25 protein-coding genes and 1 pseudogene are annotated in these 23,900 nt (G+C 71.9%); 11 read left to right on the top strand and 15 right to left on the bottom strand.

The annotated features are described in order from the left end of the window. The first annotated feature begins 85 nt into the window (after positions 1-85). Complete coding sequence (locus RNL97_RS17940) at positions 86-1,903, top strand: S9 family peptidase (RefSeq protein ID WP_030578566.1); 1,818 nt, start codon at positions 86-88, stop codon at positions 1,901-1,903. A gap of 85 nt (positions 1,904-1,988) precedes the next feature. Then, the gene (locus RNL97_RS17935; protein ID WP_030578567.1) at positions 1,989-2,864 is read left to right on the top strand and encodes an SURF1 family protein; all 876 of its coding nucleotides are present in this window, start codon (positions 1,989-1,991) and stop codon (positions 2,862-2,864) included. Here the strand turns inward: RNL97_RS17935 and RNL97_RS17930 are convergent. The 8 genes from RNL97_RS17930 to RNL97_RS17895 all read right to left on the bottom strand — a co-directional run bounded on the left by RNL97_RS17930 (position 2,834) and on the right by RNL97_RS17895 (position 9,876). Further along, positions 2,834-4,363, bottom strand: a complete 1,530-nt coding sequence (locus tag RNL97_RS17930) for a prolipoprotein diacylglyceryl transferase (RefSeq protein ID WP_313750940.1) — start codon at positions 4,361-4,363, stop codon at positions 2,834-2,836. The genes RNL97_RS17935 and RNL97_RS17930 overlap by 31 nt on opposite strands. Beyond that, a complete protein-coding gene (locus tag RNL97_RS17925; RefSeq protein ID WP_030578574.1) occupies positions 4,360-4,935 on the bottom strand; it encodes a SigE family RNA polymerase sigma factor in 576 nt (191 codons plus the stop codon). Before RNL97_RS17925 ends, RNL97_RS17930 begins: the two co-directional genes overlap by 4 nt. Before the next feature lie 362 nt (positions 4,936-5,297). After that, positions 5,298-6,368: an aspartate-semialdehyde dehydrogenase gene (locus tag RNL97_RS17920; protein WP_313750939.1), complete on the bottom strand. Its 1,071-nt coding sequence runs from the start codon at positions 6,366-6,368 to the stop codon at positions 5,298-5,300. Then, positions 6,365-7,636 (bottom strand): aspartate kinase, encoded by a 1,272-nt coding sequence (locus RNL97_RS17915; RefSeq protein WP_030578578.1) that lies wholly within the window; start codon positions 7,634-7,636, stop codon positions 6,365-6,367. The genes RNL97_RS17920 and RNL97_RS17915 overlap by 4 nt, the downstream gene beginning before the upstream one ends. A 250-nt stretch (positions 7,637-7,886) precedes the next feature. Further along, positions 7,887-8,027 carry a hypothetical protein gene (locus RNL97_RS17910; protein ID WP_158709104.1) on the bottom strand — a complete coding sequence of 47 codons (141 nt, stop codon included), beginning with the start codon at positions 8,025-8,027 and terminating at the stop codon, positions 7,887-7,889. A 53-nt stretch (positions 8,028-8,080) separates the two neighbouring features. Next, positions 8,081-8,740, bottom strand: a complete 660-nt coding sequence (locus tag RNL97_RS17905; protein ID WP_030578580.1) for a DUF5063 domain-containing protein — start codon at positions 8,738-8,740, stop codon at positions 8,081-8,083. Positions 8,741-8,829: 89 nt separating this feature from the next. Next, a complete protein-coding gene (gene recR, locus RNL97_RS17900) occupies positions 8,830-9,429 on the bottom strand; it encodes a recombination mediator RecR (RefSeq protein ID WP_030578582.1) in 600 nt (199 codons plus the stop codon). Positions 9,430-9,531: 102 nt separating this feature from the next. Next, a complete protein-coding gene (locus RNL97_RS17895) occupies positions 9,532-9,876 on the bottom strand; it encodes a YbaB/EbfC family nucleoid-associated protein (protein WP_078651959.1) in 345 nt (114 codons plus the stop codon). Positions 9,877-10,175: 299 nt separating this feature from the next. Between RNL97_RS17895 and RNL97_RS17890 the strand changes: the two genes are divergently transcribed. After that, the gene (locus RNL97_RS17890; RefSeq protein ID WP_313750937.1) at positions 10,176-11,012 is read left to right on the top strand and encodes an SLATT domain-containing protein; all 837 of its coding nucleotides are present in this window, start codon (positions 10,176-10,178) and stop codon (positions 11,010-11,012) included. Positions 11,013-11,133: 121 nt separating this feature from the next. Here the strand turns inward: RNL97_RS17890 and RNL97_RS17885 are convergent, their stop codons facing one another. The 3 genes from RNL97_RS17885 to RNL97_RS17875 form a co-directional block, all read right to left on the bottom strand. After that, positions 11,134-11,784 (bottom strand): hypothetical protein, encoded by a 651-nt coding sequence (locus tag RNL97_RS17885; protein ID WP_030578589.1) that lies wholly within the window; start codon positions 11,782-11,784, stop codon positions 11,134-11,136. A 60-nt stretch (positions 11,785-11,844) separates the two neighbouring features. Then, the gene (locus RNL97_RS17880) at positions 11,845-12,588 is read right to left on the bottom strand and encodes a GntR family transcriptional regulator (protein ID WP_030578592.1); all 744 of its coding nucleotides are present in this window, start codon (positions 12,586-12,588) and stop codon (positions 11,845-11,847) included. A 233-nt stretch (positions 12,589-12,821) separates the two neighbouring features. Next, a complete protein-coding gene (locus RNL97_RS17875) occupies positions 12,822-14,204 on the bottom strand; it encodes an aspartate aminotransferase family protein (RefSeq protein WP_313750936.1) in 1,383 nt (460 codons plus the stop codon). Positions 14,205-14,372: 168 nt separating this feature from the next. Between RNL97_RS17875 and RNL97_RS17870 the strand changes: the two genes are divergently transcribed. The 3 genes from RNL97_RS17870 to RNL97_RS17860 all read left to right on the top strand — a co-directional run bounded on the left by RNL97_RS17870 (position 14,373) and on the right by RNL97_RS17860 (position 17,399). Then, the gene (locus RNL97_RS17870; RefSeq protein WP_030578598.1) at positions 14,373-14,996 is read left to right on the top strand and encodes a DJ-1/PfpI family protein; all 624 of its coding nucleotides are present in this window, start codon (positions 14,373-14,375) and stop codon (positions 14,994-14,996) included. Beyond that, entirely contained in the window at positions 14,989-15,486 is a 498-nt protein-coding gene (locus RNL97_RS17865) for a MarR family winged helix-turn-helix transcriptional regulator (RefSeq protein WP_030578600.1), read from the top strand. Before RNL97_RS17870 ends, RNL97_RS17865 begins: the two co-directional genes overlap by 8 nt. Positions 15,487-15,659: 173 nt before the next feature. Then, a complete protein-coding gene (locus RNL97_RS17860) occupies positions 15,660-17,399 on the top strand; it encodes a serine/threonine protein kinase (RefSeq protein WP_313750935.1) in 1,740 nt (579 codons plus the stop codon). Here RNL97_RS17860 and RNL97_RS17855 read toward each other — a convergent pair. Beyond that, positions 17,381-18,631: an MFS transporter gene (locus RNL97_RS17855; RefSeq protein ID WP_030578607.1), complete on the bottom strand. Its 1,251-nt coding sequence runs from the start codon at positions 18,629-18,631 to the stop codon at positions 17,381-17,383. The two genes, RNL97_RS17860 and RNL97_RS17855, sit on opposite strands and share 19 nt — an antisense overlap. A gap of 116 nt (positions 18,632-18,747) precedes the next feature. Between RNL97_RS17855 and RNL97_RS17850 the strand changes: the two genes are divergently transcribed. The 3 genes from RNL97_RS17850 to RNL97_RS17840 all read left to right on the top strand — a co-directional run bounded on the left by RNL97_RS17850 (position 18,748) and on the right by RNL97_RS17840 (position 21,223). Continuing rightward, the gene (locus tag RNL97_RS17850) at positions 18,748-19,296 is read left to right on the top strand and encodes a TetR/AcrR family transcriptional regulator (protein ID WP_243314581.1); all 549 of its coding nucleotides are present in this window, start codon (positions 18,748-18,750) and stop codon (positions 19,294-19,296) included. Positions 19,297-19,367: 71 nt separating this feature from the next. After that, positions 19,368-19,808, top strand: coding sequence for a MarR family winged helix-turn-helix transcriptional regulator (locus RNL97_RS17845; protein WP_030578613.1), 441 nt, complete (start codon positions 19,368-19,370; stop codon positions 19,806-19,808). A gap of 368 nt (positions 19,809-20,176) precedes the next feature. After that, positions 20,177-21,223 carry a MarR family transcriptional regulator gene (locus RNL97_RS17840; protein ID WP_243314579.1) on the top strand — a complete coding sequence of 349 codons (1,047 nt, stop codon included), beginning with the start codon at positions 20,177-20,179 and terminating at the stop codon, positions 21,221-21,223. Between the two features lie 63 nt (positions 21,224-21,286). Here RNL97_RS17840 and RNL97_RS17835 read toward each other — a convergent pair whose 3' ends face one another. From RNL97_RS17835 to RNL97_RS17825, 3 genes are all read right to left on the bottom strand, one after another. Then, complete coding sequence (locus RNL97_RS17835) at positions 21,287-21,703, bottom strand: DMT family transporter (protein WP_030578619.1); 417 nt, start codon at positions 21,701-21,703, stop codon at positions 21,287-21,289. Between the two features lie 65 nt (positions 21,704-21,768). Then, complete coding sequence (locus RNL97_RS17830) at positions 21,769-22,089, bottom strand: DMT family transporter (protein ID WP_030578622.1); 321 nt, start codon at positions 22,087-22,089, stop codon at positions 21,769-21,771. A gap of 151 nt (positions 22,090-22,240) precedes the next feature. After that, positions 22,241-22,648, bottom strand: coding sequence for a hypothetical protein (locus tag RNL97_RS17825; RefSeq protein WP_030578625.1), 408 nt, complete (start codon positions 22,646-22,648; stop codon positions 22,241-22,243). Between the two features lie 156 nt (positions 22,649-22,804). Between RNL97_RS17825 and RNL97_RS17820 the strand changes: the two are divergent. Both RNL97_RS17820 and RNL97_RS17815 read left to right on the top strand, forming a co-directional pair. Then, positions 22,805-23,642, top strand: a pseudogene (locus RNL97_RS17820) (Scr1 family TA system antitoxin-like transcriptional regulator). Further along, a complete protein-coding gene (locus tag RNL97_RS17815; protein ID WP_243314578.1) occupies positions 23,639-23,875 on the top strand; it encodes a DUF397 domain-containing protein in 237 nt (78 codons plus the stop codon). Before RNL97_RS17820 ends, RNL97_RS17815 begins: the two are co-directional and overlap by 4 nt. Positions 23,876-23,900: the final 25 nt, after the last annotated feature.

Below are 23,900 nucleotides of genomic sequence, written 5' to 3'. Positions count from 1 at the left end.
GGAAGCTACCGACGGGCCGGGCGGGGGCGCGAGTGGTTATTCGACGCCCTCAAGATCCCCGTGAGTCATCGGGTTGGATGGGGGCATGACGACTGATGCTGCAGCCGCGCCCGACTGGGAGAAGCGGTTCCGTGCGCCCCGTGTCTCGCTGCCCGACTGGGCCGAGGACGCCCCCGACCGTTCGCTGTTCGTTTCCAACGCCACCGGGACCTACGAGCTGTACGCCTGGGACCGGGCGAGCGGGCGGCAGCGCCAGGTGACCGACCGGCCCAACGGGACCACCGACGGGGTGCTCACGCCGGACGGCGAGGCCGTCTGGTGGTTCAGCGACACCGACGGCGACGAGTTCGGGGTGTGGATGCGCCAGCCCTTCGGCGGCGGGGAGGACGAGCCGGCCGCCCCGGGCCTCGCCCCCTCCTACCCGGCGGGCCTGGCCATCGGGCGGGACGGTTCGGCGGTGATCGGCCGCTCGACCGACGAGGACGGCACGACGGTCCACCTGGTGCGGGCGCCGGGCGCCGAGCCCGTGGAGATCTACCGGCACCGGGAGTCCGCGGGCGTCGGGGACCTCTCCCACGACGGGACGCTGATCGCGCTGGAGCACACCGAGCACGGCGACGCGATGCACTCCGCGCTGCGCGTGGTCCGCCCGGACGGCTCGACCGTGGCCGAGCTGGACGACACCGAGGGCGGCACGAAGGAGCTGGGGCTCAGCGTGCTGGGCTTCGCGCCCGTCGCCGGGGACACCCGGCTCCTCGTCGGACATCAGCGGCGGGGCCGCTGGGAGCCGATGATCTGGGACCCGGTCACGGGCACCGAGACCCCGCTGCCGATCGACCTGCCGGGCGATGTGGGGGCCGAGTGGTATCCGGACGGCTCCGCGCTGCTCGTCGAGCACGAATTCGAGGCCCGCAGCGAGCTGTGGCGGTATGAGCCGGGGGCGGACGCGCCGGAACGCGTGGAGACCCCCGCCGGTACGGTCGCGGGCGCCACAGCCCGCCCCGACGGCACCGTGGAGTACCTGTGGTCCTCGGCCGAGCGGCCGCCGGTGGTGCGCTCCACGAGCGGCGCGGTGGTCCTGGACCCGCCGGGCGCGAAGGCCCCGCCGTCGGTGCCCGTCGAGGACGCGTGGGTGGAGGGGCCGGGCGGCCGGATCCACGCCCTCGTGCAGAAGCCCGCGACCGGCGAGGGCCCGTTCCCCACGGTCTTCGAGATCCACGGCGGGCCGACCTGGCACGACAGCGACGCCTTCGCCTCCGGCCCCGCCGCCTGGGTCGACCACGGCTTCGCGGTCGTCCGGGTCAACTACCGGGGCTCCACCGGCTACGGCCGGGCCTGGACGGACGCGCTGAAGCACCGGGTCGGCCTGATCGAGCTGGAGGACATCGCGGCCGTACGGGAGTGGTCCGTCGCCTCCGGGCTCGCGGACCCGGAGCGCCTGGTCCTGGCGGGCGGATCCTGGGGCGGCTATCTGACCCTGCTCGGCCTCGGCACCCAGCCCGACTCCTGGGCGCTGGGTCTGGCCGCCGTCCCCGTCGCGGACTACGTCACGGCCTATCACGACGAGATGGAGGCCCTGAAGGCGATGGACCGCACGCTGCTGGGCGGTACGCCGGAGGAGGTGCCCGAGCGCTTCGAGGCCTCGTCCCCGCTGACGTACGTCGACGCGGTGCGGGCACCCGTCTACATCTCGGCGGGCGTCAACGATCCGCGCTGCCCCATCCGTCAGGTGGAGAACTACGTGGACCGGCTCGCGGCGCGCGGCGCGGTCCACGAGGTCTACCGCTACGACGCCGGGCACGGCTCGCTCGTGGTGGAGGAGCGGATCAAGCAGGTGCGGCTGGAGCTGGAGTTCGCCCTGAAGCACCTGGGCGGGGGCCCGGTGATCGGCGCGGCGGGGTGATCCCGCGCCGTCGGCGGGCGTAAGAGCCGGATAAATCACGGACCCCGCTCCGGATACCCGGGGCGGGGAACCGTACCTTTGAGGGGTGTACCGGTTCCTGCTGACCCCACGGTGGTGGGGGATCAACCTCTTCGTCGTGCTGGCCATCCCGTTCTGCGTGTTCATGGGCACCTGGCAGCTCGGCCGCTTCGAGGACCGCGTCCAGTCGCACGAACAGGCGGAGAAGGCGCCCGATCCGAGCACCCGGGCCGCGAAACCCCTGGACGAGCTGCTGCCCGTCGACAAGGTGACGTCCGGTCGCCCGGCCACCGCCAAGGGGACGTACGCCGACCAGTTCCTGGTGCCCGGCCGTGAGCTGGACGAGCGGCAGGGCTTCTACGTCCTGAACATGCTCCGGACCGACAGCGGCAAGGCCCTGCCGGTGGTACGGGGCTGGCTGCCCGGGTCCGCGACCGGCGCCCGGGTCCCCGCCGCGCCACGGGGCGAAGTCACGGTGACCGGCGACCTCCAGGCCTCCGAGAACACCCACAGCGACGGCGTGAACGTCCGGGGCGGCCTCCCCTCGGGCCAGGTCGGCATGATCAGCGCGGCGACGCTGGTGAACCTCGTCCCCTACGACGTGTACGACGCCTGGGTGACGCTTCCCGAGGCCGAGGCGGGCGGTACGGGCGGCGCGATGAAGCCCGTGCCCGCGGCGGCTCCCGAGGGCAGCGGCCTCGATCTGAAGGCCTTCCAGAACCTCGGCTACACGGGCGAGTGGTTCGTCTTCGCGGCGTTCGTGCTCTTCATGTGGTTCCGGCTGGTGCGGCGCGAGGCCGAGGCGGAGCGGGACATCGCGCTCGGTCTCGTACCGGAGGAATCCGCTGCTCCAGCCCCGAAGCCCTCGGCGGACGCCCCGCGGGACGCCCCCGAGGACCCGTCCTCGCCCGACTACGAGGCGGCGAGCACGCCCGTCCGGTAGATCGTGCCCGAGCAGGCGTTGGGGATCTCCGTCTGCGCGGTGGGCGCTCCCGACTCCGGGGTGTGCGTCACGGCGACGCTGCCCTCGGCCGTGGTCCCGCCGTCCTCGTACAGCGACTGCGGGTCCGTGCCGGACTGGTTCTCGGAGCCCTCGCCGACCGAGCCTCCCGCACCGTCCGCCGAGGGGGTCGGGGTCGGTGAGGGGCCCGTGGTCGGACAGGTGTCGGTCGGCACCCAGGCGAACCGCACCTCGTACGCCATGGCCGGCTTCAGCAGCACCGTGCCGGGTTCCTGGGACGGGTCGGGCAGACCGGGGGCCGCGTCGCCCGCCGCGTGCTGGACCACGACGATCTTCTGCGAGTCGGCGGCGCCGAGGGCGGTGAAGCCCACGGTGCCGTTGCTGCTGACCGTGCAGTCCGTGCCGGACACGTTGGCGATCCTGAAGCTGCCGTAGACCGTGCCGTCGGCCCCCGGCGCGTCGGTGCTCGCGGACGCGACGCCGAGCTGGCCGGGGTCGCAGACGGGCAGGGACGCGTAGTCCACGCTCGGGGAGTCGGGCTTCTCGCCCGCCACCGCCCCGTCCGGGTCGCTTCCCTCGCCCCGGGAGGGGCTGGGGTCCGGAGCGGCCTCGCCCTCGCCGCCCTCGCTCTCGCGCTCCGTGGGCGCCACGGTCCGCCGGCCCGGCTCCTCGGGGCCGGGCTTCTCGCCGTTGCCCCCCTGGGCCTGCTCGCCGTGTCCGGCGATGGCGGGGTTGGCGGTGGACGAGCCGTCCGAGGTCGCGACGTGGACGAAGGCGGGGACGGCGGTGCCGATCAGCAGGGCCGCCGCGGCCGCCCCGACGACGGCCTGCCGCCGCCGGGCACGGCGGGCGGGGACGGCGCGGTGGAGGTGGTCGAGGGTCCCCTCGAAGGGGGTGATGTCGCGGACCGCACCGTGCAGCATGCGGCGCAGGGCCACCTCGTCCAGCTCGCCGGGACGGTCAAGGGCGGGGGCGCGACGGCCTTCGGCGAAGAGGTCGGTCAGCGTGGCGAGGAAGTCGTCGTCGGACGCTGCGGGGGTGTCGGCGGGGGCGTCACCGGGGGTTTTGCCCGCACCGGGACGGGTGGCGGCGGCGGTCTCCGTACGCTCGTCCGCGCCGGCCCCCGTCCCCGCGTCGTCAGCGGTCTCCGTACGCGCATCGGCGCCGGTCTCCGTGCGGGCGTCCGCGTCGCCGTCCGCCGGGGCCTTCGCGGCCGGGTCCGATGGGGTCCCGTCCGCCGGGGCCGGGGTGGCCGCCGCCGGGTCCCGCTCGTCGGGGTCCTCGGTGGACTCGTCGGCCGCGCTCGCGGGCGGCGCGGGTTCGCAGGGCCCGCTCTCTTCGGGGCCCGCGTTCCCACCCTGCGGGCGGTCCGGATCGGTGTGCGGAGTCTTCTCCGGCCCCTGGTTCACAATTCCGTTTCCCGTCGGGTCGTTCTCGTGCCTGTGCTCAGGGATATCGGGGTGCTGATCGGACCCGCTCATGCCTGGGCCTCCATCACCACACGCAGCGCCGCGATGCCCCGCGAACCGTACGCTTTCACCGAGCCCAGCGAGACCCCGAGCGTCTCGGCGACCTGAGCCTCCGTCATGTCCGCGAAGTAGCGCAGCACCAGCACCTCGCGCTGGCGCCGCTGGAGCCCCTTCATGGCCTTGATCAGCGCGTCCCGCTCCAACTGGTCGTACGCGCCCTCCTCCGCACTCGCCATGTCCGGCATCGGCTTGGAGAGCAGCTTCAGCCCGAGGATGCGGCGGCGCAGTGCGGAGCGCGAGAGGTTGACGACCGTCTGCCGGAGGTAGGCGAGGGTCTTCTCGGGCTCACGGACCCGATTGCGCGCGGAGTGCACCCGGATGAACGCCTCCTGCACCACGTCCTCGCAGGACGCGGTGTCGTCCAGCAGCAGGGCCGCGAGGCCGAGAAGGGAGCGGTAGTGGGCCCGGTAGGTCTCGGTGAGGTGGTCGACCGTGGTTCCTGCTGCCACCGTCTCGTCAGCACCTCCGCGCTGCGAGGGCAACGAGGCCGCGCGCGCAGCGGGCATGGGCGCGATCACCGGCATGCCGCCGGGCGCGCGGGGCCGCCGGAGCGGGCGCACCGAAGCGCCTCGCAACGGGCCCACCACTGTGATGTCGAGAACCTCTGCCACGCCTGTTGGACACGCTGCCCCCCGTCAGGGTTGTACGCGGACCGCGCCACGTTCGACGCTGTGCGACATGCCCTCATACGTACCTGCTCTTCCCCAAATGCCCCGTCACGGCGTCCAGCCACGCACAAAGTGACGGCATAGACGCAACCCGGCCGAGGTGCGGTTGCAGATGGCCGGGAGATCATCGTCGGACACGACAACGTCCCAGCTCAAGAGGTTCAGACCAGCGAATTCCTCATAGGGCGTTCACAGATCCTACAAAATAGATTCGAACCTCATCGAGGGAATTCGGCGGCGACCGATTCGGCGATCTGCGCCACGTTCAAAGCCGCACCTTTTCGGAGATTGTCCCCGCAAAGGAACATTTCCAGCGCATGCGGGTCGTCCATCGACCGTCGGACGCGGCCCACCCAGGTGGGGTCGGTGCCGACCACGTCGGAGGGGGTGGGGAAGTCCCCGGAGGCCGGGTTGTCGAACAGGACCACGCCGGGGGCGGTCGCCAGGATCTCGTGCGCCTTGCCGACCGCGACCTCGTTCTCGAAGCGGGCATGGACGGACATCGAGTGGGTGGCGACGACGGGGACGTACACACAGGTCGCGGTGGTCTTCAGATCCGGCAGGCCGAGCACCTTGCGGCACTCCTCGCGCAGCGCGATCTCCTCGGAGGACCAGCCGTCGCCGGCGTCCGTACCGGCCCAGGGCACCACGTTCAGGGCGACGGGCGCGGCGAAGGGGCTGTCCGCCGTGGCGGCCTCGTCGCCCAGGGCCCGGCGTACGTCTCCGGGCTGGGTGCCCAGTTCCGTACCGGCGACCAGGGCGAGCTGTTCGCGGAGGGCGGTGACGCCGTCGCGGCCCACGCCGCTGACGGCCTGGTACGAGGAGACGATGAGCTCGCGGAGCCCGAATTCGGCGTGCAGGGCGCCGACCGCGACGATCAGCGACAGCGTGGTGCAGCTCGGGGACGCGACGATGCCGCGCGGCCGGAGCCGTGCGGCATGGGGGTTGATCTCGGGGACGACGAGCGGGACCTCGTCGGCGAGCCGGAAGGCCGCGGAGTCGTCGATGACGACGACGCCCTTGGCGGCGGCGATGGGGGCCCAGTGGGCGGACACCTCGTCCGGCACCAGGAAGAGGGCCACGTCGATGCCGTCGAACACGTCCTCGGCGAGCGCGAGGACCTCGCTCTCCTCACCGCGCACGGCCAGCTTCCTGCCGGCCGTGCGCGGTGAGGCGACGAGTCTGACCTCGCCCCAGACATCCGCGTGCTGCGAAAGGATCCGGAGCATGACACCGCCGATCGCCCCGGTCGCACCGACGACCGCGAGCGAAGGGCGGTGCTCCGTCATCGGCCGGTGCCTCCGTAGACCACGGCCTCGTCGGAGTCGCTGTCGAGCCCGAAGGCGGTGTGCACGGCGCGCACGGCCTCGTTGACGTCGTCGGCACGGGTGACCACCGAGATGCGGATCTCGGATGTCGAGATCAGCTCGATGTTGACGCCCGCGTCGGACAGCGCCTCGAAGAAGCCGGCGGTGACGCCCGGGTTGGTCTTCATACCGGCGCCGACCAGGGAGATCTTGGCGATCTGGTCGTCGTAGCGCAGCGATTCGAAGCCGATGGTGCCCTTGGCCCGCTCCAGGGCGTCGATGGCCTTGCGGCCCTCGGCCTTGGGCAGGGTGAAGGAGATGTCCGTCAGGCCGGTCGACGCGGCGGAGACGTTCTGCACCACCATGTCGATGTTGACCTCGGCGTTCGCGATGGCGCGGAAGATCGCGGCCGCCTCGCCCGGCTTGTCCGGGACGCCGACGACGGTGACCTTGGCCTCCGAGACGTCGTGGGCGACTCCGGAGATGATCGCGTGCTCCACCTTCTGGTCCCCTTGCGGCTCGTTGCTGACCCAGGTGCCGCGCAGTCCGGAGAAGGACGAGCGGACGTGGATCGGGATGTTGTAACGGCGTGCGTACTCGACGCAGCGGTGCAGCAGCACCTTGGAGCCGGACGCGGCCAGCTCCAGCATGTCCTCGAAGGAGATCCAGTCGATCTTCTTCGCCTTCTTCACGACCCGGGGGTCGGCGGTGAAGACGCCGTCGACGTCGGTGTAGATCTCGCAGACCTCGGCGTCCAGCGCGGCGGCCAGCGCGACGGCGGTCGTGTCCGACCCGCCGCGGCCGAGGGTGGTGATGTTCTTGCCCTCCTGGCTCACGCCCTGGAACCCGGCGACGATGGCGATGTTGCCCTCGTCGATCGAGGTCCGGATACGGCCCGGGGTGACGTCGATGATGCGCGCTTTGTTGTGGACCGAGTCGGTGATGACACCGGCCTGGCTGCCCGTGAACGACTGGGCCTCGTGGCCCAGGTTTTTGATCGCCATCGCCAGCAGGGCCATGGAGATCCGCTCGCCCGCGGTCAGCAGCATGTCGAATTCCCGGCCGGTGGGCATCGGGGACACCTGCTCGGCGAGATCTATCAACTCGTCCGTCGTGTCGCCCATCGCGGACACCACGACAACCACCTGGTTGCCGTTCCTCTTGGCGTCGACGACTCGCTTGGCGACCCGCTTGATGCCCTCGGCATCGGCTACGGAGGAGCCTCCGTACTTCTGCACGACAAGGCCCACGTGCGCTCCTCGCTCAGTCATTACTGCGGTCGGCTCAGTTTAACGAGCAGTCCGGAATCGACCCGTCCATTACCAGATGGTGAGATGTCCCGCTCACCACCCGGTACGGCGTGTCGCTCCGAGCTGCTCGTACGGGGCTGCTGCCCAGCCCGACCGCGCACACTCCCGTTTGTGTCCCAGCCCACACGATCGGACACGGACCGGCGAGCCGGGAGGGGCAGTCGGCGTACTCCTGGGCGCGCGGAACCGCTCAGCCCGCCGTCAACGTCTCCGCGTCGAGGACCTGGGTGTTCTGCGGGGCCGGGACGCCGAGGACGGTGGGCACGGCGGCGGGGGCGTGGCGCTCATCGGGATCTCCTTGCGGAATGCGGCCGCCGGGTCGGCCGTTCACCCCGGAGCCCGTTCCCTCCACCGCGGTCGAGGCCAAGGAGCCTTCCGCGGGCTCTACTTCACCGGCCGCAGCCCCAGCGGGCCCGCGATCTCCTGGAGCATCACGCGGCCCGCCTCCTCGGCGAGGTTCTCCTCGCCCGGGTCCTGGTCGGTGTCCAGGCCGTCCAGCTCCTCCAGGGGCTGGCCGAGGCGGATGTGGGCGACCAGGGACTGGAGGGCGCGGAGGGTGGCGGAGGCGGTGGAGCCCCAGTTGGAGAAGTACGAGAACTGCCACCACCACAGCGCCTCGGTGGTGCGGCCCGCCTCGTAGTGGGCGAGGCCGTGGCCGAGGTCGGTGACCAGGTCGGCCAGGTCGTCGGAGATGCGGTGCGGGACCGGGGCCTTGCGGGGCTCGTACGGGTCGAAGACCTCGGAGTAGACGTCGATCGGCTCCAGCAGCGCCGCGAACCGCTCGCGCAGACCGTCCGCGTCCGGCTCCGCGCCGAGGTCCGGCTCGTACCGCTCGTCGGGCAGGACGTCCTCGTGCGCGCCGAGGCGGCCGCCCGCCAGCAGGAGCTGCGAGACCTGGAGGAGCAGGACCGGGACGGCCTCTTCCGGCTCGTCGACCTTGGACACCTCGGCAACCGCGACGATGAACGTCTTGATCTGGTCCGCGATCTGGACGGCGAAGTCGCCCGGGTCCTGCGTGACGGAGTTCAGCGTGGCGTCAGACATCGAGGGGACCTCCCGTGGGCGCGGTCACAGACGGTGAAGCGGACGGCAGTGCATGCAGGGGCCCGGGCCGGGGGCGTACGGCGGCGGTGTCAGACATCCAGCAACCGCCTTCCCTCGAAGGCGCGGCCCAGGGTGACCTCGTCGGCGTACTCCAGGTCGCCGCCGACCGGCAGACCGCTGGCCAGCCGGGTCACCCTCAGCCCCATCGGCTTGACCATCCGCGCCAGGTACGTCGCGGTGGCCTCGCCCTCCAGGTTGGGGTCGGTCGCGAGGATCAGCTCCGTGATGGAGCCGTCCGCGAGCCGCGCCAGCAGCTCGCGGATCCGCAGGTCGTCCGGGCCGACGCCCTCGATGGGGCTGATCGCCCCGCCCAGCACGTGGTACCGGCCCCGGAACTCACGCGTCCGCTCGATCGCCACGACGTCCTTGGGCTCCTCGACCACGCAGATGACGCTCGGATCGCGGCGCGCGTCCCGGCAGATCCCGCACTGCTCCTGCTGCGCGACATTGCCGCACACCTCGCAGAACCGGACCTTGTCCTTGACCTCCAGGAGAGAGTGGGCGAGCCGGCGTACGTCGGTGGGCTCGGCCTGCAGGATGTGGAAGGCGATCCGCTGCGCGCTCTTGGGACCGACGCCGGGCAGCCTGCCCAGTTCGTCGATGAGGTCCTGAACAACGCCTTCGTACAACGGAACGCCTTTCTTCGCTTCCTGCTCCGTACCGTAGTGGGTACGGGTCGGTACCAGTAGGCCCCGGGGGCCTGCGGAACCTATGGCCTGTGGCCGGTCGGGTCAGAACGGCAGACCCGGAATGCCGCCCCCGCCGCCCAGGCCCTGCGCCAGCGGGCCGAGCTTCTCCTGCTGGAGCGTCTGCGCGTTCTCGTTGGCCGCCTGGACGGCCGCGACGACGAGGTCGGCGAGCGTCTCGGTGTCCTCCGGGTCCACCGCCTTCGGGTCGATCACCAGGGCGCGCAGCTCGCCGGAGCCGGTCACCGTGGCCTTGACGAGGCCGCCGCCCGCCTGTCCATCGACCTCGGTCCTGGCCAGTTCCTCCTGGGCCTCGGCGAGATCCTGCTGCATCTTCTGGGCCTGCTGGAGCAACTGCTGCATGTTGGGCTGGCCACCACCGGGAATCACGGTCACTCCTGGCATTTCGACGACAAATGTTTCGGTAAGCCGAGCCTACGTGCTCCCCGGTCACCGCGCTCCACCCACCGGGGACCAACTCTTTCGAGTGAGATCTCGGAACCGGTGTGAGTGCTCCTATACCTGACCAGGGGCCGTGCCCAGGCGGGAATCCCGCGATTTCGACCCCGCGGCCCACCATTCGGCGGTAGGAAGGGCATGCACATCGACACACGAGCGTGCATGTGCGGTGACGCAGAGTTACCCCCTACGCGTCCGTCCCGTCCGTCAGAGTGCAGAGGAGTGCCCCGGTGAGTCAGCCGGAGATGCAGCCCGAGGGGCCGCCCCGCAAGGAGTCCGATGCGGGATCCGGTGAGAACGGAGCCGAGCATTCCGCTACGGGAGTCCCTGCCGAGGGGCGTGCCGGCGGGCGCTCCGGCGTCCGTGCCGGGTGGGGGGCCGGCGGGCGCGACCTGACCGGGCGCCCGTTCCCTCTCGGCGACTGGGGCGAGCCGGCCGAGCGGCTCGACGAGCTCTACCGCTGGGTCGAGACCGGCGCCCTGGACACCGCGGACTGGTATCTGAACGACCGGGTCCGAAAGCGCCGGGCCGCCCGGGCCCTGCGGGTGGGCACGGCCGCCGGGGTGGTCGCCGGGGCCGCCCTGCCGCTGCTGGACCTGACCGGCGCGCTCGGCGGATCGGCGGGCTGGGGCTATCTTTCGCTGCTGCTGGGGGCCGCCTGTATGGCCTGCGACCGGTATTTCGGCCTCACCTCCGGGTGGATAAGGAACCTGGCCACGGCCCAGGCCGTGCAGCGGCGGCTCCAGGTGCTCCAGTTCGACTGGGCCTCGGAGTGCGTACGGGAGACGCTCGGGCCGGCCGAGGGCACGGCCAGCGAGGCGACCGAGCGGTGCCTGGGGGTGCTGCGGAGGTTCTCCGAGGACGTCACGGAGCTCGTGCGGTCGGAGACGGCGGACTGGATGGTGGAGTTCCGGGCGGGGCCCGCGCCGATGGGGATGCAGGCGCTGGCGGCGGGGGGTGCGGGGCGCGGTGAGCCGGGGGTGGTGCCGGGGCGGTTCTCGATGCCGTCGGTTGCGGCGCGGCCGAACATGCCGCGGCAGCGGCCGCCGGAGTCGCCGCCGCGGTGAGTTGTTTCGGGGGCTCCGCCCCCGGACCCCCGGTCCTCAATCGCCGGACGGGCTGAATGTGGGCGCCCCGGGCCGTGAGGCACGGGGGCGCGATTTCGGCCCCCGGGCCGTGAGGGTTCGGTCAGCTGAAGATGATCATTGAGCCCTGGGCCAGGCTGCGGGTCGCTGCGGCGTGCAGGCCCAGCCAGACGTGGCGTTCTCGGGCGAAGGGGCTGTCGTCGTGGGGGATCGGGTGCGCCGGTTCCTCCAGGGCGGTGGGGCCCGCGGGGGGTTGCGGGGCGGCCGGGGGGTTGGCCGGGTCGATGCCGATGGACGGGGCCACGAACTCCAGCTCCCGCAGCAGCCCGTGCGCGGAGCCGAGGGGGCCGCCGCCCGCCAGGAGGTCGTCGTCGGAGAGCGGGGCCGGGAAGTCCACCGGGACGTACGCCCCGGCGTGGTCGTAGTGCCAGACCAGATGCGACTGCTGCGCGCCCTGTTCGAACATCTCCAGGAGCTGCTCGTAGTCGCCGTCGAGACCGGCGACCGGGGTGACGGCCAGCCCGCTCAGCTGGAGCAGATAGGCGCGGCGCAGGAAGTGCAGGGCGTCGTAGTCGAAGCCGGCCACGGGAGCGACGTCCCCGGTGAGGCCCGGCATGTAGGCGTAGACGGGGACGGGCGGCAGCCCGGCGTCGTTCAGCGCCTTGTCGTAGACGGCGATCTCTTCGGCGAAGGGATTGTCGGGGCTGTGGCACAGCACGTCGACGAGGGGGACCAGCCACAGGTCACAGGCCACGAAGTCTCGCTCTCGGAAGGGTTCGGGCGGTCGTCGGGACAGCGTAATGCGGGGCGAACCTCACGCACAGTGCCCCGGGGACTCGGGAGGCATCGGGGCCCCCGGTCCCGGCGGTCCGTCGGCGTCCCCCTCCGCCTCCCGCGCCTCCAGGCGGCCCGCCCAGGCGAGCGCGTGCCCGTAGTAGGAGCGCATCTCGGCGTGGACCTGATCGCGGTCGCCGCGGGCGATGGCCTCGACCAGCTCCTCGTGGCCGAACCACAGCACGTTCTCGTCCATGCCGTCGCGGCGCAGCCGGTGCACGGCGAACACCCAGGCCTGGACGCGGAGCCGGGTGAGGAAATCGGCGATGTAGGGGTTGAGGACGAACTGCCCCAGCTCCCGCCAGAACCGCAGGTCGTACCCGATCAGGACGTCGAGGTCGCCGCCCTTCGCCGCGCGGACCGCCTCCGCGGCCCGGCGGCGGATCGAGGCCAGCCCCTCGGGCCGGACGGCGACCCGTTCGGCCGGGTCGCGGAAGAGGCTTTCGACGACGAGGGCCCGGGCCTCGGCCATCGCGCGGTAGTCGGCGACGGTGAACTCCCGCACCTGGAAGCCCCGGTGCTGGTCGGAGGCGAGGAGTCCCTGCGCGGAGAGGTCGAAGAGCGCCTCGCGGACGGGCGTCGCGGAGACCCCGTACTGCTCGGCGATCTGCTTGACCGTGAACTCCCGGCCCGGCGGCAGACGTCCCGCGAGCACCTCGTCACGCAGTGCGTCGGCGATCTGCTGGCGCAGGGTATTGCGCGTCACACCTGCGCTCGGACTCATGCCGACCCCTTCCGTCCGTCCCCGTACGTACCCGGCGTACCCGTCGCCCGTGCACGACCGCCCCGCTCGCCGACCGTTTCCGGTGGGGGTCATCTCTGGTTCGGGTCACCTTAAGCCAGGGCCGCCGCCGTGCCCGATTCCGGGCACGGCGGGGAGACGTACGGGGTCGATCGCGTACGGAATCGAGTCATCCGGTTACTCCGCGTACGGACCGGAAGCGGACACGGGCCGCTCTACGCGCCCTGCACCGTGTACGAGTCGGCCACGGAGAGCGCCACGTCCAGGGCCGCGAGCCCTTCCTTGGCCTCGGCCTCGGAGACGTTGCAGGCGGGGACGGCGTGGGTCCGGTTCATGTTGATGAACGGCCACAGCCCCTGCTTCTTCGCCGCCGCGCCGAAGGCCGCCATGGGGGCGTTGGCCTCGCCCGAGGCGTTGTACGGGACGAGCGGCTCACGGGTCTCGCGGTCGCGGACCAGGTCCAGCGCCCAGAACGCGCCGAGGCCGCGCACCTCGCCCACCGAGGGGTGGCGTTCGGCGAGTTCGCGCAGGCCGGGGCCGAGGACGGTCTCGCCGATCCGGGCCGCGTGCTCGACGACCTTCTCGTCCTCCATCACGCCGATGGTGGCGACGGCGGCGGCACAGGCCAGCGGGTGCCCGGAGTAGGTGAGGCCGCCGGGGTAGGGGCGGGTCTCGAAGGTCGCGGCGATCTCGGCGCTGATGGCGACGCCGCCGAGCGGTACGTAACCGGAGTTGACGCCCTTGGCGAAGGTCAGCAGGTCCGGCACGACGTCGAAGTGGTCGGCGGCGAACCAGGCGCCGGTGCGGCCGAATCCGGCCATCACCTCGTCGAGCACGAAGACGATCCCGTACCGGTCGCAGATCTCGCGGACGCCCGCCAGATACCCCGGCGGCGGGGTCATGATGCCCGCCGTGCCCGGGATCGTCTCCAGGATGACCGCGGCGACGGTGGAGGGGCCCTCGAAGGCGAGGGTGTCCTCCAGGTGCTGGAGTGCGCGGGCGCACTCCTCGGCCTCGGTCTGCGCGTAGAAGGGCGAGCGGTAGAGGAACGGCGCCCAGAACCGGACGACGCCCGCCGAGCCGTTGTCGGAGGGCCAGCGGCGCGGGTCCCCGGTGAGGTTGATCGCGGTGGAGGTGGCGCCGTGGTACGAGCGGTAGGCGGAGAGCACCTTCGGGCGGCCGGTGTGCAGCCGGGCCATGCGGATGGCGTTCTCGACGGCCTCGGCGCCGCCGTTGGTGAAGAAGATCTTGTCCAGGTCGCCGGGGGTGCGCTCGGCGATGAGGCGTGCGGCCTCGGAGCGCGCCTCGATCGCGAACGCGGGCGCGAAGGCGGCGAGCTTGCCCGCCTGCTCCTGGATCGCGGCGATCACGGTGGGGTGCTGGTAGCCGATGTTGGTGTAGACGAGCCCGCTGGTGAAGTCGAGATAGCGGTTGCCGTCGTAGTCCCAGAAGTAGGATCCCTCGGCGCCGGCGACGGCGAGCGGGTCGATGAGGCCCTGGGCGGACCAGGAGTGGAACACGTGCGCGCGGTCCGCGGCCTTCACGGCCGCACCGGCCGCGGGGTCGGCGTTCGGGGCATGAGGGGCATGAGGGGTCATGCGGCCGAGCGTAAGTGCTGGTGGGGGGTGGCCTCCATGGCCACCTTGTACGGCCTGGGACGGATGGTTCGGCAAGGTGTCGCCTCTCCCCCACCCCTCCCCCCTCCTCCTCATTGACAGTACGCTGTCGATATGACAGCCTTCTGTCATCGAGTCGAGGAGACCATCATGACCAGCAGCAGTGCCGGAACCGTGCATCTCGCCGTTTACGACACCTTCGCCGACTGGGAGACGGGGTACACGACCGCCCATCTCACACAGAACGGCTACACCGTGCGGACCGTGGGGCTCTCCCGGGAGCCGGTGACGACCATGGGCGGCCTGCGTGTCCAGCCCGACCTGGCGCTGGACGAACTGCGGGCGCAGGACAGCGCGTTGCTGATCCTCACCGGTGCGGCCGGTTGGGACACGGGCGAGACGCTGGCCCCGTTCGCGCGGGCGGCCCGGGGCTTCCTCGCCGCGGGGGTGCCGGTCGCGGCGATCTGCGGGGCGACGGCCGGGCTGGCCCGGGAAGGACTGCTGGACGACCGGGCGCACACGAGCGCGGTCTCCTTCTACCTCGCGGCGACGGGGTACGCGGGCGGCGAGCGGTACGTGGAGGCGGACGCGGTCACGGACGCCGGGGCGGACGGGGCCGGGCGCCTGATCACGGCCGGGCCGACGGAGCCGGTGGCGTTCGCGCGGGAGGTGTTCGGGCTGCTCGGGGTGTACGACGCGAAGAGGCTGGACGCGTGGTACCGGCTGTTCCACGACTCGGACGCGAGCGCGTACGAGGTGTTGCAGGGTGAGTAGCGAGGGTGCGGGGCGCGTCCCGTCCGAGCAGGAGTTGCTGAGCCGGGCGGCGCTGACGGTGTTCCGGCTGAACGGGCAGTTCCTGTCGGTGGCCGACGAGTTGGCGCGGCCGGGGGGCCTCACGTCGGCGTGGTGGCAGGTGCTGGGGGCGGTGCTGGTGGAGCCGTTGCCGGTGGCGGGGATCGCCCGGACGATGGGCATCACCCGGCAGAGCGTGCAGCGGATCGCGGACCTGCTGGTCGAGCGGGGGCTAGCGGAGTACGCGGAGAACCCGGCCCACCGCCGCGCGAAGCTGTTGCGGGCGACGGGGGCGGGGCGCGACGCGGTGGCCCGGATCGGGCCGCCCCACGCGGAGTTCGCCGCCCGGCTGGCGGCAGAGATGGGGGTGGAGAACCTGGCGGAGACGCTGGGCGCCCTGGACCGCCTGTCGCAGGCCCTGGACACCCTGACGGCCGCGGACCCGGGCACTTCGAGCCCACCCGGCGCTTGAGGGCGGAACTCCCGACCGCACGAGGGCGGTGCGCATGCCGGAGCGATGCCCCGGGGTGCCCGGGACGTTCAGGCCGAGGCCCGACCCCTCGAAGGTTCCGTCCTCAAACGCCGGACGGGCTGGATACACGCGGCGCTATCCTCGTGCGGGCCGCACGGGGGAGGTAGCGCACCATGGACAAGCTCGGGCCCGACGACCCGCACCGTATCGGCGCGTACCGGCTCCTCGGCCGCCTCGGCGAAGGCGGCATGGGCCAGGTCTTCCTCGCCCGCTCCGACCGCGGCCGCACCGTCGCCCTCAAGCTCGTCCGCCGCGAGCTCGCCGAACGCCCCGAGTTCCGCGCCCGCTTCCGCCAGGAGGTGAACGCCGCGCACCGGGTCGGCGGCGCGTGGACCGCACCGGTGCTGGACTCCGACACCGAGGCCCCCGTCCCCTGGGTCGCCACCGGTTACGTCGCCGGGCCCTCCCTCCAGCGCATCGTCTCGGGCCGCCCCGGCGCCCCGGTCACGGCCTCGGGGGCGTACGGGCCACTGCCGGCCCGCTCCGTACGGTTCCTGGGGTCCGGGCTCGCCCACGCCCTCCAGCACATCCACGGTGCCGGGCTCATCCACCGGGACCTGAAGCCCTCCAACGTCCTGATGACCATCGACGGCCCCCGGGTCATCGACTTCGGCATCGCCCGCGCCCTGGAGTCCGTGGCCGACGGCGATCTGACCCGCACCGGGGTCCTGGTCGGCTCGCCCGGATTCATGGCCCCGGAGCAGGTGCGCGGCGAGCGCGTGACCACCGCGTGCGACGTGTTCTGCCTCGGCTCCGTCCTCGCGTACGCCGCGTCGGGCGGGCTGCCTTTCGGTACGGCGGAGAGCGGCGGGGTCCATGCCCTGATGTTCCGGATCGCCCAGGAGGACCCGGACCTGACCGGGGTCCCGGAGGAGCTGGCCGGCGTCGTCCGGGACTGCCTGGCGAAGGACCCGGCGGCCCGCCCCGGTACCGACGAGATCCTGGCCCGCCTGGGCGAGGCGGACGCGGCCGAGCCCTGGCTGCCCGCCACCCTCCTCGCCGAACTCGGCCGCCAGGCAGTGGGGTTGCTCGACGCGGAAGACCCGGAGGAGCCGCGGGGTCCGCGCAGTCCGGAAGGGCCGCGCAGTCCGGATGGACCGCAGAGGCCGGAGGAGCCGGGCAGGCCGGGAGGGCCGCAGAGGCCGGGAGGGCCCCAGAGGTCAACCGGATCAGCCGTGTCGCCCTCGGGACCACGCACCCTCGCAAGCCCTCCATGGCCCCCACCGCCCGCACAACCCACCCAGCCCGCCTGCCCCGCCACCCCCATACCCCCGGCCCACTTCGCGCCCACGCCTCCCCCGCCCGCCCGGGAACGCCGCGCCACCGGGGCCACCGTCGCGCTCATAGCCGTCGCCGTGGTCGTGGCGACAGGGGCGGGCGGGTCCGTGTACGCGTTCATGAAGGGCGACGGGCCGGGCACGACCGCCTCCCCCGGCCCTTCCGGCTCCGCCGACGCGGGCAGCGTCGGCAAGGGGCAGCAGGGCGGCGGCCAAGGGGCCGTACCCGAAGGGTTCCTCGGCACCTGGTCCGGCTCCATCCCCGGCGAACAGGGCTCCTCCACCCGGACGTTGACCATCCGGCAGGGCGACGTCGGCGACCAGGTCCTCGCCCTCACCGCCGAAGGGCCCCTCGCCTCCGGGTCCACGTACCACTGCGAGTTCAGCGCCCCGCTCGCCGACAGCCCCGCCGGGGACGGCCCGGTCCGCGTCGGCCCCTCCACGGTGTCCTCCGGGAGCCCGGCCGCCTCCTGCACGCCCGGCAAGCCCACCGAGCTGACCCTGCTCCCGGACGGCACTCTGCGCCGCACCACGACCGGCACGGGCGAGAGCCTGATCTACACCAAGTCGGACTGAGCGGGGGACACTTCGGACGCCTGGGTACCCGGTCGCCGCAGCGCCCCCGTGATCAGCGCCGCGCCGCCCAGCAGCACGAGCACCACCACCATCGCGTTCCGCAGCCCCACATGGTCGGCCAGGAAGCCCAGCGACGGCGGTCCGACCAGGAACGCGGCGTAGCCCGCCGTCGACACCGCCGCGACCCGGGCCGAGGCGTCCCCCGGCTTCGCGCCCTCCCCCGCCGCCGAGATCGTGACCGGGAAGCCCAGCGAGGCACCGAGGCCCCACAGCACCACCGCCGCCCCGGCCAGCAGCGCGCTGGAGGAGAAGACCACCACCGCCACGCCGACCGCCGCCACCACCGCGCTGGCCCGGACCACGGCCGCAGGGCCGTACCGCACCAGCAGCGGCCCGCCCGTGAACCGGCCCGTCGTCATCGCCACCGCGAACAGCATGAAGGTCAGCGAACCGGCCGTCGCCCCCGTCCCGTGGCCGTCCACCATCAGCAGCGGCAGCCAGTCGTTGGCGGAGCCCTCCGCGAAGGCCATGGCCAGCACGATCAGGCCGATCAGCACCAGCCGCCGGTCACGCCAGACGGCCAGGTGCCCGCGGACTCCCCCGGTCCGCCCCGCGCCCTCGCCCCCGGCGCCCGGCTCCTCGCGTCCCGTCCCCGCCGGCACCGCCCGCACGGTCCAGAACCCGGCCGCCGCGACCGCGAGCGCGACTGCCGCCAGGTGCCAGCCCACCGGGAAGCGGGCCGCCGTAAGTCCCATCCCGAGCAGCGCGCCGACCACGGTCCCCAGGCTGAAGCAGCCGTGCAGCACCGGCAGGACCGGGCGCCCCACGCTCCGCTCCACGGCGGCGCCCTCGATGTTGAACGCCACCTCCGCGAGCCCCATCCCGGCCCCGAACAGCGCCAGTCCGCCGAAGACCCCGCCGGACCCCTCCAGCGCCGCGCCCCCGGCGATCACCAGCAGCCCGGCGACGAGCAGCGCCGCACCGACCGTGATCACCAGCCGTCCACCGTGCTTGCGCACGAGGCCGCCGGAGACCAGCACGCCCGCCATGGAGCCGATCGAGAGCCCGAACAGCACCAGGCCCATCGACCCCGTGGACACGTCCAACGCGTCCCGTACGGCGGGGGTCCTGGCCACCCAGGAGGCCATGCTCACCCCGGTGGCGAGCATGAAGAGAAAGAGGGCCGCGCGCCATCGGCGCGTGGCGGCGTCCACGACCTGTGCGTTCTTCATGGGGTACGAGCGTACGCCCGTACACTCCCCTCCCCCGTTCTATGCTGCGCGGAGACACGGGCAGACCGGGCCGACCGGGGCCGAGACCAGAACCGACCGACGCCGAGGAGGCACGCGTGGCGACAGGGCGCACCGACCCCGAGCGGCGGGACCGCATCATCGACGCGGCGCTCGACCTCATCGTCGACGAGGGCGTCGCGGGCGTCTCGCACCGCAAGGTCGCCACCCGCGCGGGCGTGCCCCTGGGCTCGATGACGTACCACTTCTCCGGCATGGACGAGTTGCTGCACGAGGCGTTCACCCGGTTCTCCGGGACGATCGTCGCCGTCTTCGAGGAGCGCCTCGGTGCGGCGACCACCCCCGACGAGGCGCGCGAGGCCGTCGCCGACCTCGTCCACCACCTCTCGGGCGGCAACCAGCGCGAGCTGATCCTCACCCACGAGCTGTACACCCTCGCCGCCCGCCGGCCCGCCTACCGCGAACTCACCCGAACCTGGATGGGCCGCAGCCGCCGGGCCCTGGAATGGCACTTCGACCCGGCCACCGCCCGCCAGCTCGACGCGCTCATCGAGGGCCTGTCCATCCACCGCGCCCTGGAGACCGAGCCCCACGAGCGCGCCCTCACGGTCGAGGCGATCGGCCGCATCACCACCCCGCACCCCTAGGCTTGACCCCCCAAATGATTGCATGGACATGTATATTATTGTTCCGCGCCGTCGACACGGGGAGCCCTTCCATGACGATCCCGCAGCCCCGCGCCGCCTCCGATCAGGCCATGTGGGACTCCGTCCTCGGTCTGCACACGTTCGTGGAGCGGCAGCTCGCGCACGCCCTGCAACGCCGCTTCGGCGTCGGCCTGTCCGAGTACCGGGCCCTGGAGGTCCTCACCCGGGCCGAGAAGGGCGAACACCGGATGCAGGAGCTCGCGGACCGCATCGGCCTGGGACAGAGCTCGGTGACCCGGCTGGTCGGGCGGCTGGAGAGCGCCGGATACGCCTACAAGGACACCTGCGCCGACGACAAGCGCGGCGTCTACGCCGTCATCACCGACGAGGGCCGCAAGCACTACCAGGACGCCCGCGCCACCTACGCCGACGTCCTCGGTTCGGCCCTCGACACCGCGAGCGCCGACGACCAGCTCGCCCGAGCGGTGCAGGCGCTGCGCGGCGCCGCCTGACGCGATCAGGCCGTCCGCCCCGACGCCCGAAGCCCGGCGCTCAGGACACGAGCGCCGGAGCGCGGCGTTCACTCGTGCGGGGGTACGTGCGTGGGCTCCGGGCCCGAAGCCCGGGTGCCGGGACCCGGGTGCCGGGATACGAGCCCCGGGACACGAGCGCCTTCCTCAACCGGGAGGAAAAAGAAGGGGGTTGGGAAAGCCACCCTCACCTCCCTACCCCGTCACGGCCAGCCAGTATGACTAATCGTGACAGCTTGCGGCGCAGCGTGACGGCCGCTTACGGTGCGAGAACCAAACGACCCCGACGCGGTGTTACAGCACCAGGCCGGGGTCTCACCACAAGATCGATCACCTAGAAAGCCGATCCCATGGTTACCCAGCACTTTAGCTCCGCCCTGTCCGCCCCCGCAGTCCCGGCCGTGTACCCGATGGCCAAGCCCGGCTACGGCAAACGCTCCGCGCCCGGCCAACAACCCCGCACGCGGGACGACTTCGCCTCGCTGCCGACCCGCGAGCGGTACGTCGCCGGATTCGTCGACCATCTCCCCGACGGGGCTGCGATGAGCATCAAGCAACTGGCCAAGCAACTCCCGCTGTACGGGCAGCAGGCCGTCTCCACGGCCCTCAACGCCCTGTCCGTCGCCGGGCACCTGCGGCGCGTACGGTGTGCTGTCGGCGCGGGCGACGAGACACGCTGGGCCTTCCGCACGTTCTGGTCCCGGACCGCCCGTGACAACGAGTGGTGGAACACCTACCTCGCCACCGAGGACGCCTCCCGGAACGCCCATGCGGCGCCGACCGCCCCGTCCCCGCCCGCCTCAGCGCCGAACGCTCCGGCCCGCGCCGCCGCACCGCAGCAGCGCACCGCGCCCGAGCCCACGAGTCCGGCACCGGCACCGGCGACGACTCCGGCGACCCCCTCAGCCCGGACGGTCCCGCCGACAGCCCCTACGGTGGCCCCCTCCCCCGCCTACCTCGCCCTGGCCGAACTCGGCCGCAGGGACGTCCGGCTGACGCTGTCCGCCGACGACTGCGCCGCCCTGGAGGCGCAGGCCGCGCAGTGGTTCGCCCGTGGCGTGAACGCCGACTACCTGATCGCCGCCCTCACCGCAGGACTGCCCGCCCAGGTCGACTGCCCGCCCCGCTTCGTCCGCCGCCGCCTCACCGACAAGATCCCACCCCAGCTCCCCACCACCCGGGACACCTCAGCCAGCGCCCCGTCCTCAGCCGGCCGCATCCTCGTGGAGTGCACCGGCTGCGGCCGCCCCGGCCTCCCGGAAGCCCTCCCCGACGGCCTCTGCCGCCCCTGCCGCACCGCCCACTCCGCAGACGGCCGACCCTCGCCCGACCCCACCGAAATCGCCGCCGTGAAGGCACACATGGCCAACCTCCGGGACCTCCTCAAAGCACCATAGGAGCCCCCCTCCGGGCCTGGAGGGGGGGGCGGCAGTACCACGCGGGACGAACGGTCAAGCGCGTCAAGCCCGGACCGCGAGACGCTCGGCCGGAGCCGACGTCTCGGCGGGCTTCGTGCGGTCGGCGAGTTTCAGCCAGATGACGCCGACGATGATGACGGCCAGCCAGACCCCCTTGGCCACGGTGAAGGTCTCGTCGAAGAACAGCGGGCCGAGAACAGCGGCGCCGACCGCGCCGATCCCCGCCCAGACCGCGTAGCCGATGCTCACGTCGACCGTGCGGAGGGCGAGGCTCAGCGCGTAGAGCGTCAGCAGGAAGAAGACCACGGCGACGAGGGACCAGGTGAGGACGGTGAAGCCTTCGCTGCCGCCCACGGCGAGGGCGTACCCGATCTCGAAGACTCCGGCGAGCAGGAGCGAGAGCCAGGCGTTGGTGGAGGAGTTATTGGCGGCGGTGGAGTTCTTGCCAGCGTCAGGCATGGGAAAGGAGCCTTTCTCGGGAAGTCGTCAGGTGCTGTGCGCGGGTGCGTTGCGCGATGTGCGGATCAGGCGGAACCGCTCAGTTGCAGCCCGACGACCCCGCCGATGACGAGCACGATGCCGACCGCCTTGTGCCAGTTCAGGCGCTGACCGAAGAACAGCGCACCGAGCACGGTGATGCCGACCCCCGCGACCGACGTCCACAGGGCGTAGCCGACACCGACGTCGAAGGTCAGCAACGCCTTGCTGAGGAAGAAGGTCGCGGCCGCACCGCCGGCCAGGGTGATGGACGTCCACTTGCGGTTCTTGAAGCCCTCGGCCTTTCCGGCGGCGATGGCGACCAGGATTTCGAAGGCGACGGCGACGGCGAGGTAGAGCCAGTGCATGGGAGGTCCTTCCATGGAGTGCGCTTGACTGATGCTTGCACGTACATGCAATTGAGTGCCAGCACCGATCCGCGCCGCCCTCACGTCACAGACTCTTGCATGTGCAAGCAACAAGTGTCAACCATGGCCTTCCACAACCGACCCCGGACGCTCAACTCAGTAACGCATACGCCGCGTTGAACAGAATCAACGTGTGCACGAACCGCCCAGCACGCGTCGGCGGGTACCGCCACATCAGCGGCCACGTGTCACCTCCGAGCGCCGGTACCGGTACGTAACTGATCCGGCCTGTAGCGGAGTTGAGCGTCGTCACCTCACGCGGCCACGGCCGCCCCGCCGTCGACCCGGGCGGCACGAGGAAGTAGACCCCGCGTCGGCCGTTCGACTCGCTGACGACGGGCCCCGGTTCACCCCCGACCAGCTCCTCCATCAGATCGGCCAGCCGCCGCCCGGCGTCACCGTCCACGCGGACCGCGTCGAATTGCACGCCCGCCTTGCGGAGATGAAATCCGTACTCCGGAATCCAGCCCGCCGTCACACCGCCATTAGTTGCGTTCACGGGATGATTGTGACCCTGATCACCTAGCGTTATCCCTGTCTGCTGAGGTGCGTCGCAAAGCCGTTGACCTGCACGAACTTCGCTGGAGCCGCGTTGAGTTCGATGGCATCGAGTAGTGACCGGTTGAGTTCGGTCGAGTCGAAAAGAGATCGCGTAATGGCGAGTGCTGAGAACAAGGAAACCGCGAGCCCGATGGCCCGGATGGTGGCCGAGATGGCCCGGACGCTCCGTATCCAGCGCGGGTGGACCCAGGAGCAGCAAGGCAAGGAGATCGGCTACTCGGCGGCGGCGATCAGTTGCGATGGAGACGTGTGCCCAGCCCGCCAGCGACGCGATGCTCGTCGAGCTGCAACGGGTGCACGGCAACGGCACGCCCGTCTTCGAGACGGCACGGAAGTACATGCGGATGGAGCGGCTGCCCGAGCAGTTCCAGGACTACGCGCTGCTGGAGGAGGCCGCCCTCAGCCTCCAGTTGTTCGCCGCGAACGTCGTCCACGGGCTGTTCCAGACGGAGGCGTACGCGCGGGCGCTCATCGGGGGCTCATTCCCCCCGCTCCCCGACCAGCGTGTGGAAGAGCTGGTTCAGCTCCGGATGGCCCGCACGGCCCTCTTCGATCGCGACCCGCTCCCGATGATCGAGATCATCATCGATGAGGCGGTTCTGCGGCGCGTCATCGGCAGTGAGGAGATCATGCGGGAGCAGTTGCTCCATCTCGTGGAGTGCGCCCGGCGGCGTAATGTCACGCTGCTGGTGCTGCCGCTGGACGTGGGGAAGCACGGGGAGTACGCGGGAGATCGCGGCTCGATGAGCCTGCTGGAGACCCCGGAGCACGAACGCCTCGTCTACCTGGAGCCGCAGGACGAGAGCATCCTGATCAGTGACCCGGCGAAGGTGAGCGTCTACGCTCAGCGCTATGCGAAGATCCGGTCACAGGCCCTGGGTCCTCGTGAATCGCTGGACCTCATCAAGCGGTTGGCAGGAGTGACGGAATGAGCAGCACCCTCCGGTGGTTCAAGTCGAGCTACAGCAGCGGCAGCGGCGGCGAGTGCATCGAGGTCGCCTTCGACTGGCGGAAGTCCTCCCACAGCAGCTCCAGCGGCGGCGACTGCGTCGAGGTCGCCGCCTGCCCCCACTCCGTCCACGTCCGTGACTCCAAGGTCGCCGACGGGCCCGTCTTCGCCGTCGCGCCCGACGCCTGGTCGGCGTTCGTCACCTGGGCGGAGTGAGCCGAGCTCACCCCCGACGGACCGC

The sequence above is a fragment of the Streptomyces parvus genome, from assembly GCF_032121415.1.
GTDB lineage: Bacteria > Actinomycetota > Actinomycetes > Streptomycetales > Streptomycetaceae > Streptomyces > Streptomyces globisporus_A.
Note: the sequence above shows the minus strand (reverse complement) of the source record. Positions and strands in the feature narration are given on the sequence as shown.

Bases quoted from the DNA above. Each gene is read 5' to 3' on its own strand.
- RNL97_RS17940 (WP_030578566.1), top strand. From the start codon at position 86: ATGACGACTGATGCTGCAGCCGCGCCCGACTGGGAGAAGCGGTTCCGT.
- RNL97_RS17840 (WP_243314579.1), top strand. From the start codon at position 20,177: ATGGTTACCCAGCACTTTAGCTCCGCCCTGTCCGCCCCCGCAGTCCCG.
- RNL97_RS17905 (WP_030578580.1), bottom strand. From the start codon at position 8,740: ATGTCTGACGCCACGCTGAACTCCGTCACGCAGGACCCGGGCGACTTC.
- RNL97_RS17835 (WP_030578619.1), bottom strand. From the start codon at position 21,703: ATGCCTGACGCTGGCAAGAACTCCACCGCCGCCAATAACTCCTCCACC.
- RNL97_RS17880 (WP_030578592.1), bottom strand. From the start codon at position 12,588: ATGAGTCCGAGCGCAGGTGTGACGCGCAATACCCTGCGCCAGCAGATC.
- RNL97_RS17855 (WP_030578607.1), bottom strand. From the start codon at position 18,631: ATGAAGAACGCACAGGTCGTGGACGCCGCCACGCGCCGATGGCGCGCG.
- RNL97_RS17930 (WP_313750940.1), bottom strand. From the start codon at position 4,363: ATGAGCGGGTCCGATCAGCACCCCGATATCCCTGAGCACAGGCACGAG.
- RNL97_RS17925 (WP_030578574.1), bottom strand. From the start codon at position 4,935: ATGCCGGTGATCGCGCCCATGCCCGCTGCGCGCGCGGCCTCGTTGCCC.
- RNL97_RS17920 (WP_313750939.1), bottom strand. From the start codon at position 6,368: ATGACGGAGCACCGCCCTTCGCTCGCGGTCGTCGGTGCGACCGGGGCG.
- RNL97_RS17845 (WP_030578613.1), top strand. From the start codon at position 19,368: ATGACGATCCCGCAGCCCCGCGCCGCCTCCGATCAGGCCATGTGGGAC.
- RNL97_RS17815 (WP_243314578.1), top strand. From the start codon at position 23,639: ATGAGCAGCACCCTCCGGTGGTTCAAGTCGAGCTACAGCAGCGGCAGC.
- RNL97_RS17875 (WP_313750936.1), bottom strand. From the start codon at position 14,204: ATGACCCCTCATGCCCCTCATGCCCCGAACGCCGACCCCGCGGCCGGT.
- RNL97_RS17830 (WP_030578622.1), bottom strand. From the start codon at position 22,089: ATGCACTGGCTCTACCTCGCCGTCGCCGTCGCCTTCGAAATCCTGGTC.
- RNL97_RS17860 (WP_313750935.1), top strand. From the start codon at position 15,660: ATGGACAAGCTCGGGCCCGACGACCCGCACCGTATCGGCGCGTACCGG.
- RNL97_RS17870 (WP_030578598.1), top strand. From the start codon at position 14,373: ATGACCAGCAGCAGTGCCGGAACCGTGCATCTCGCCGTTTACGACACC.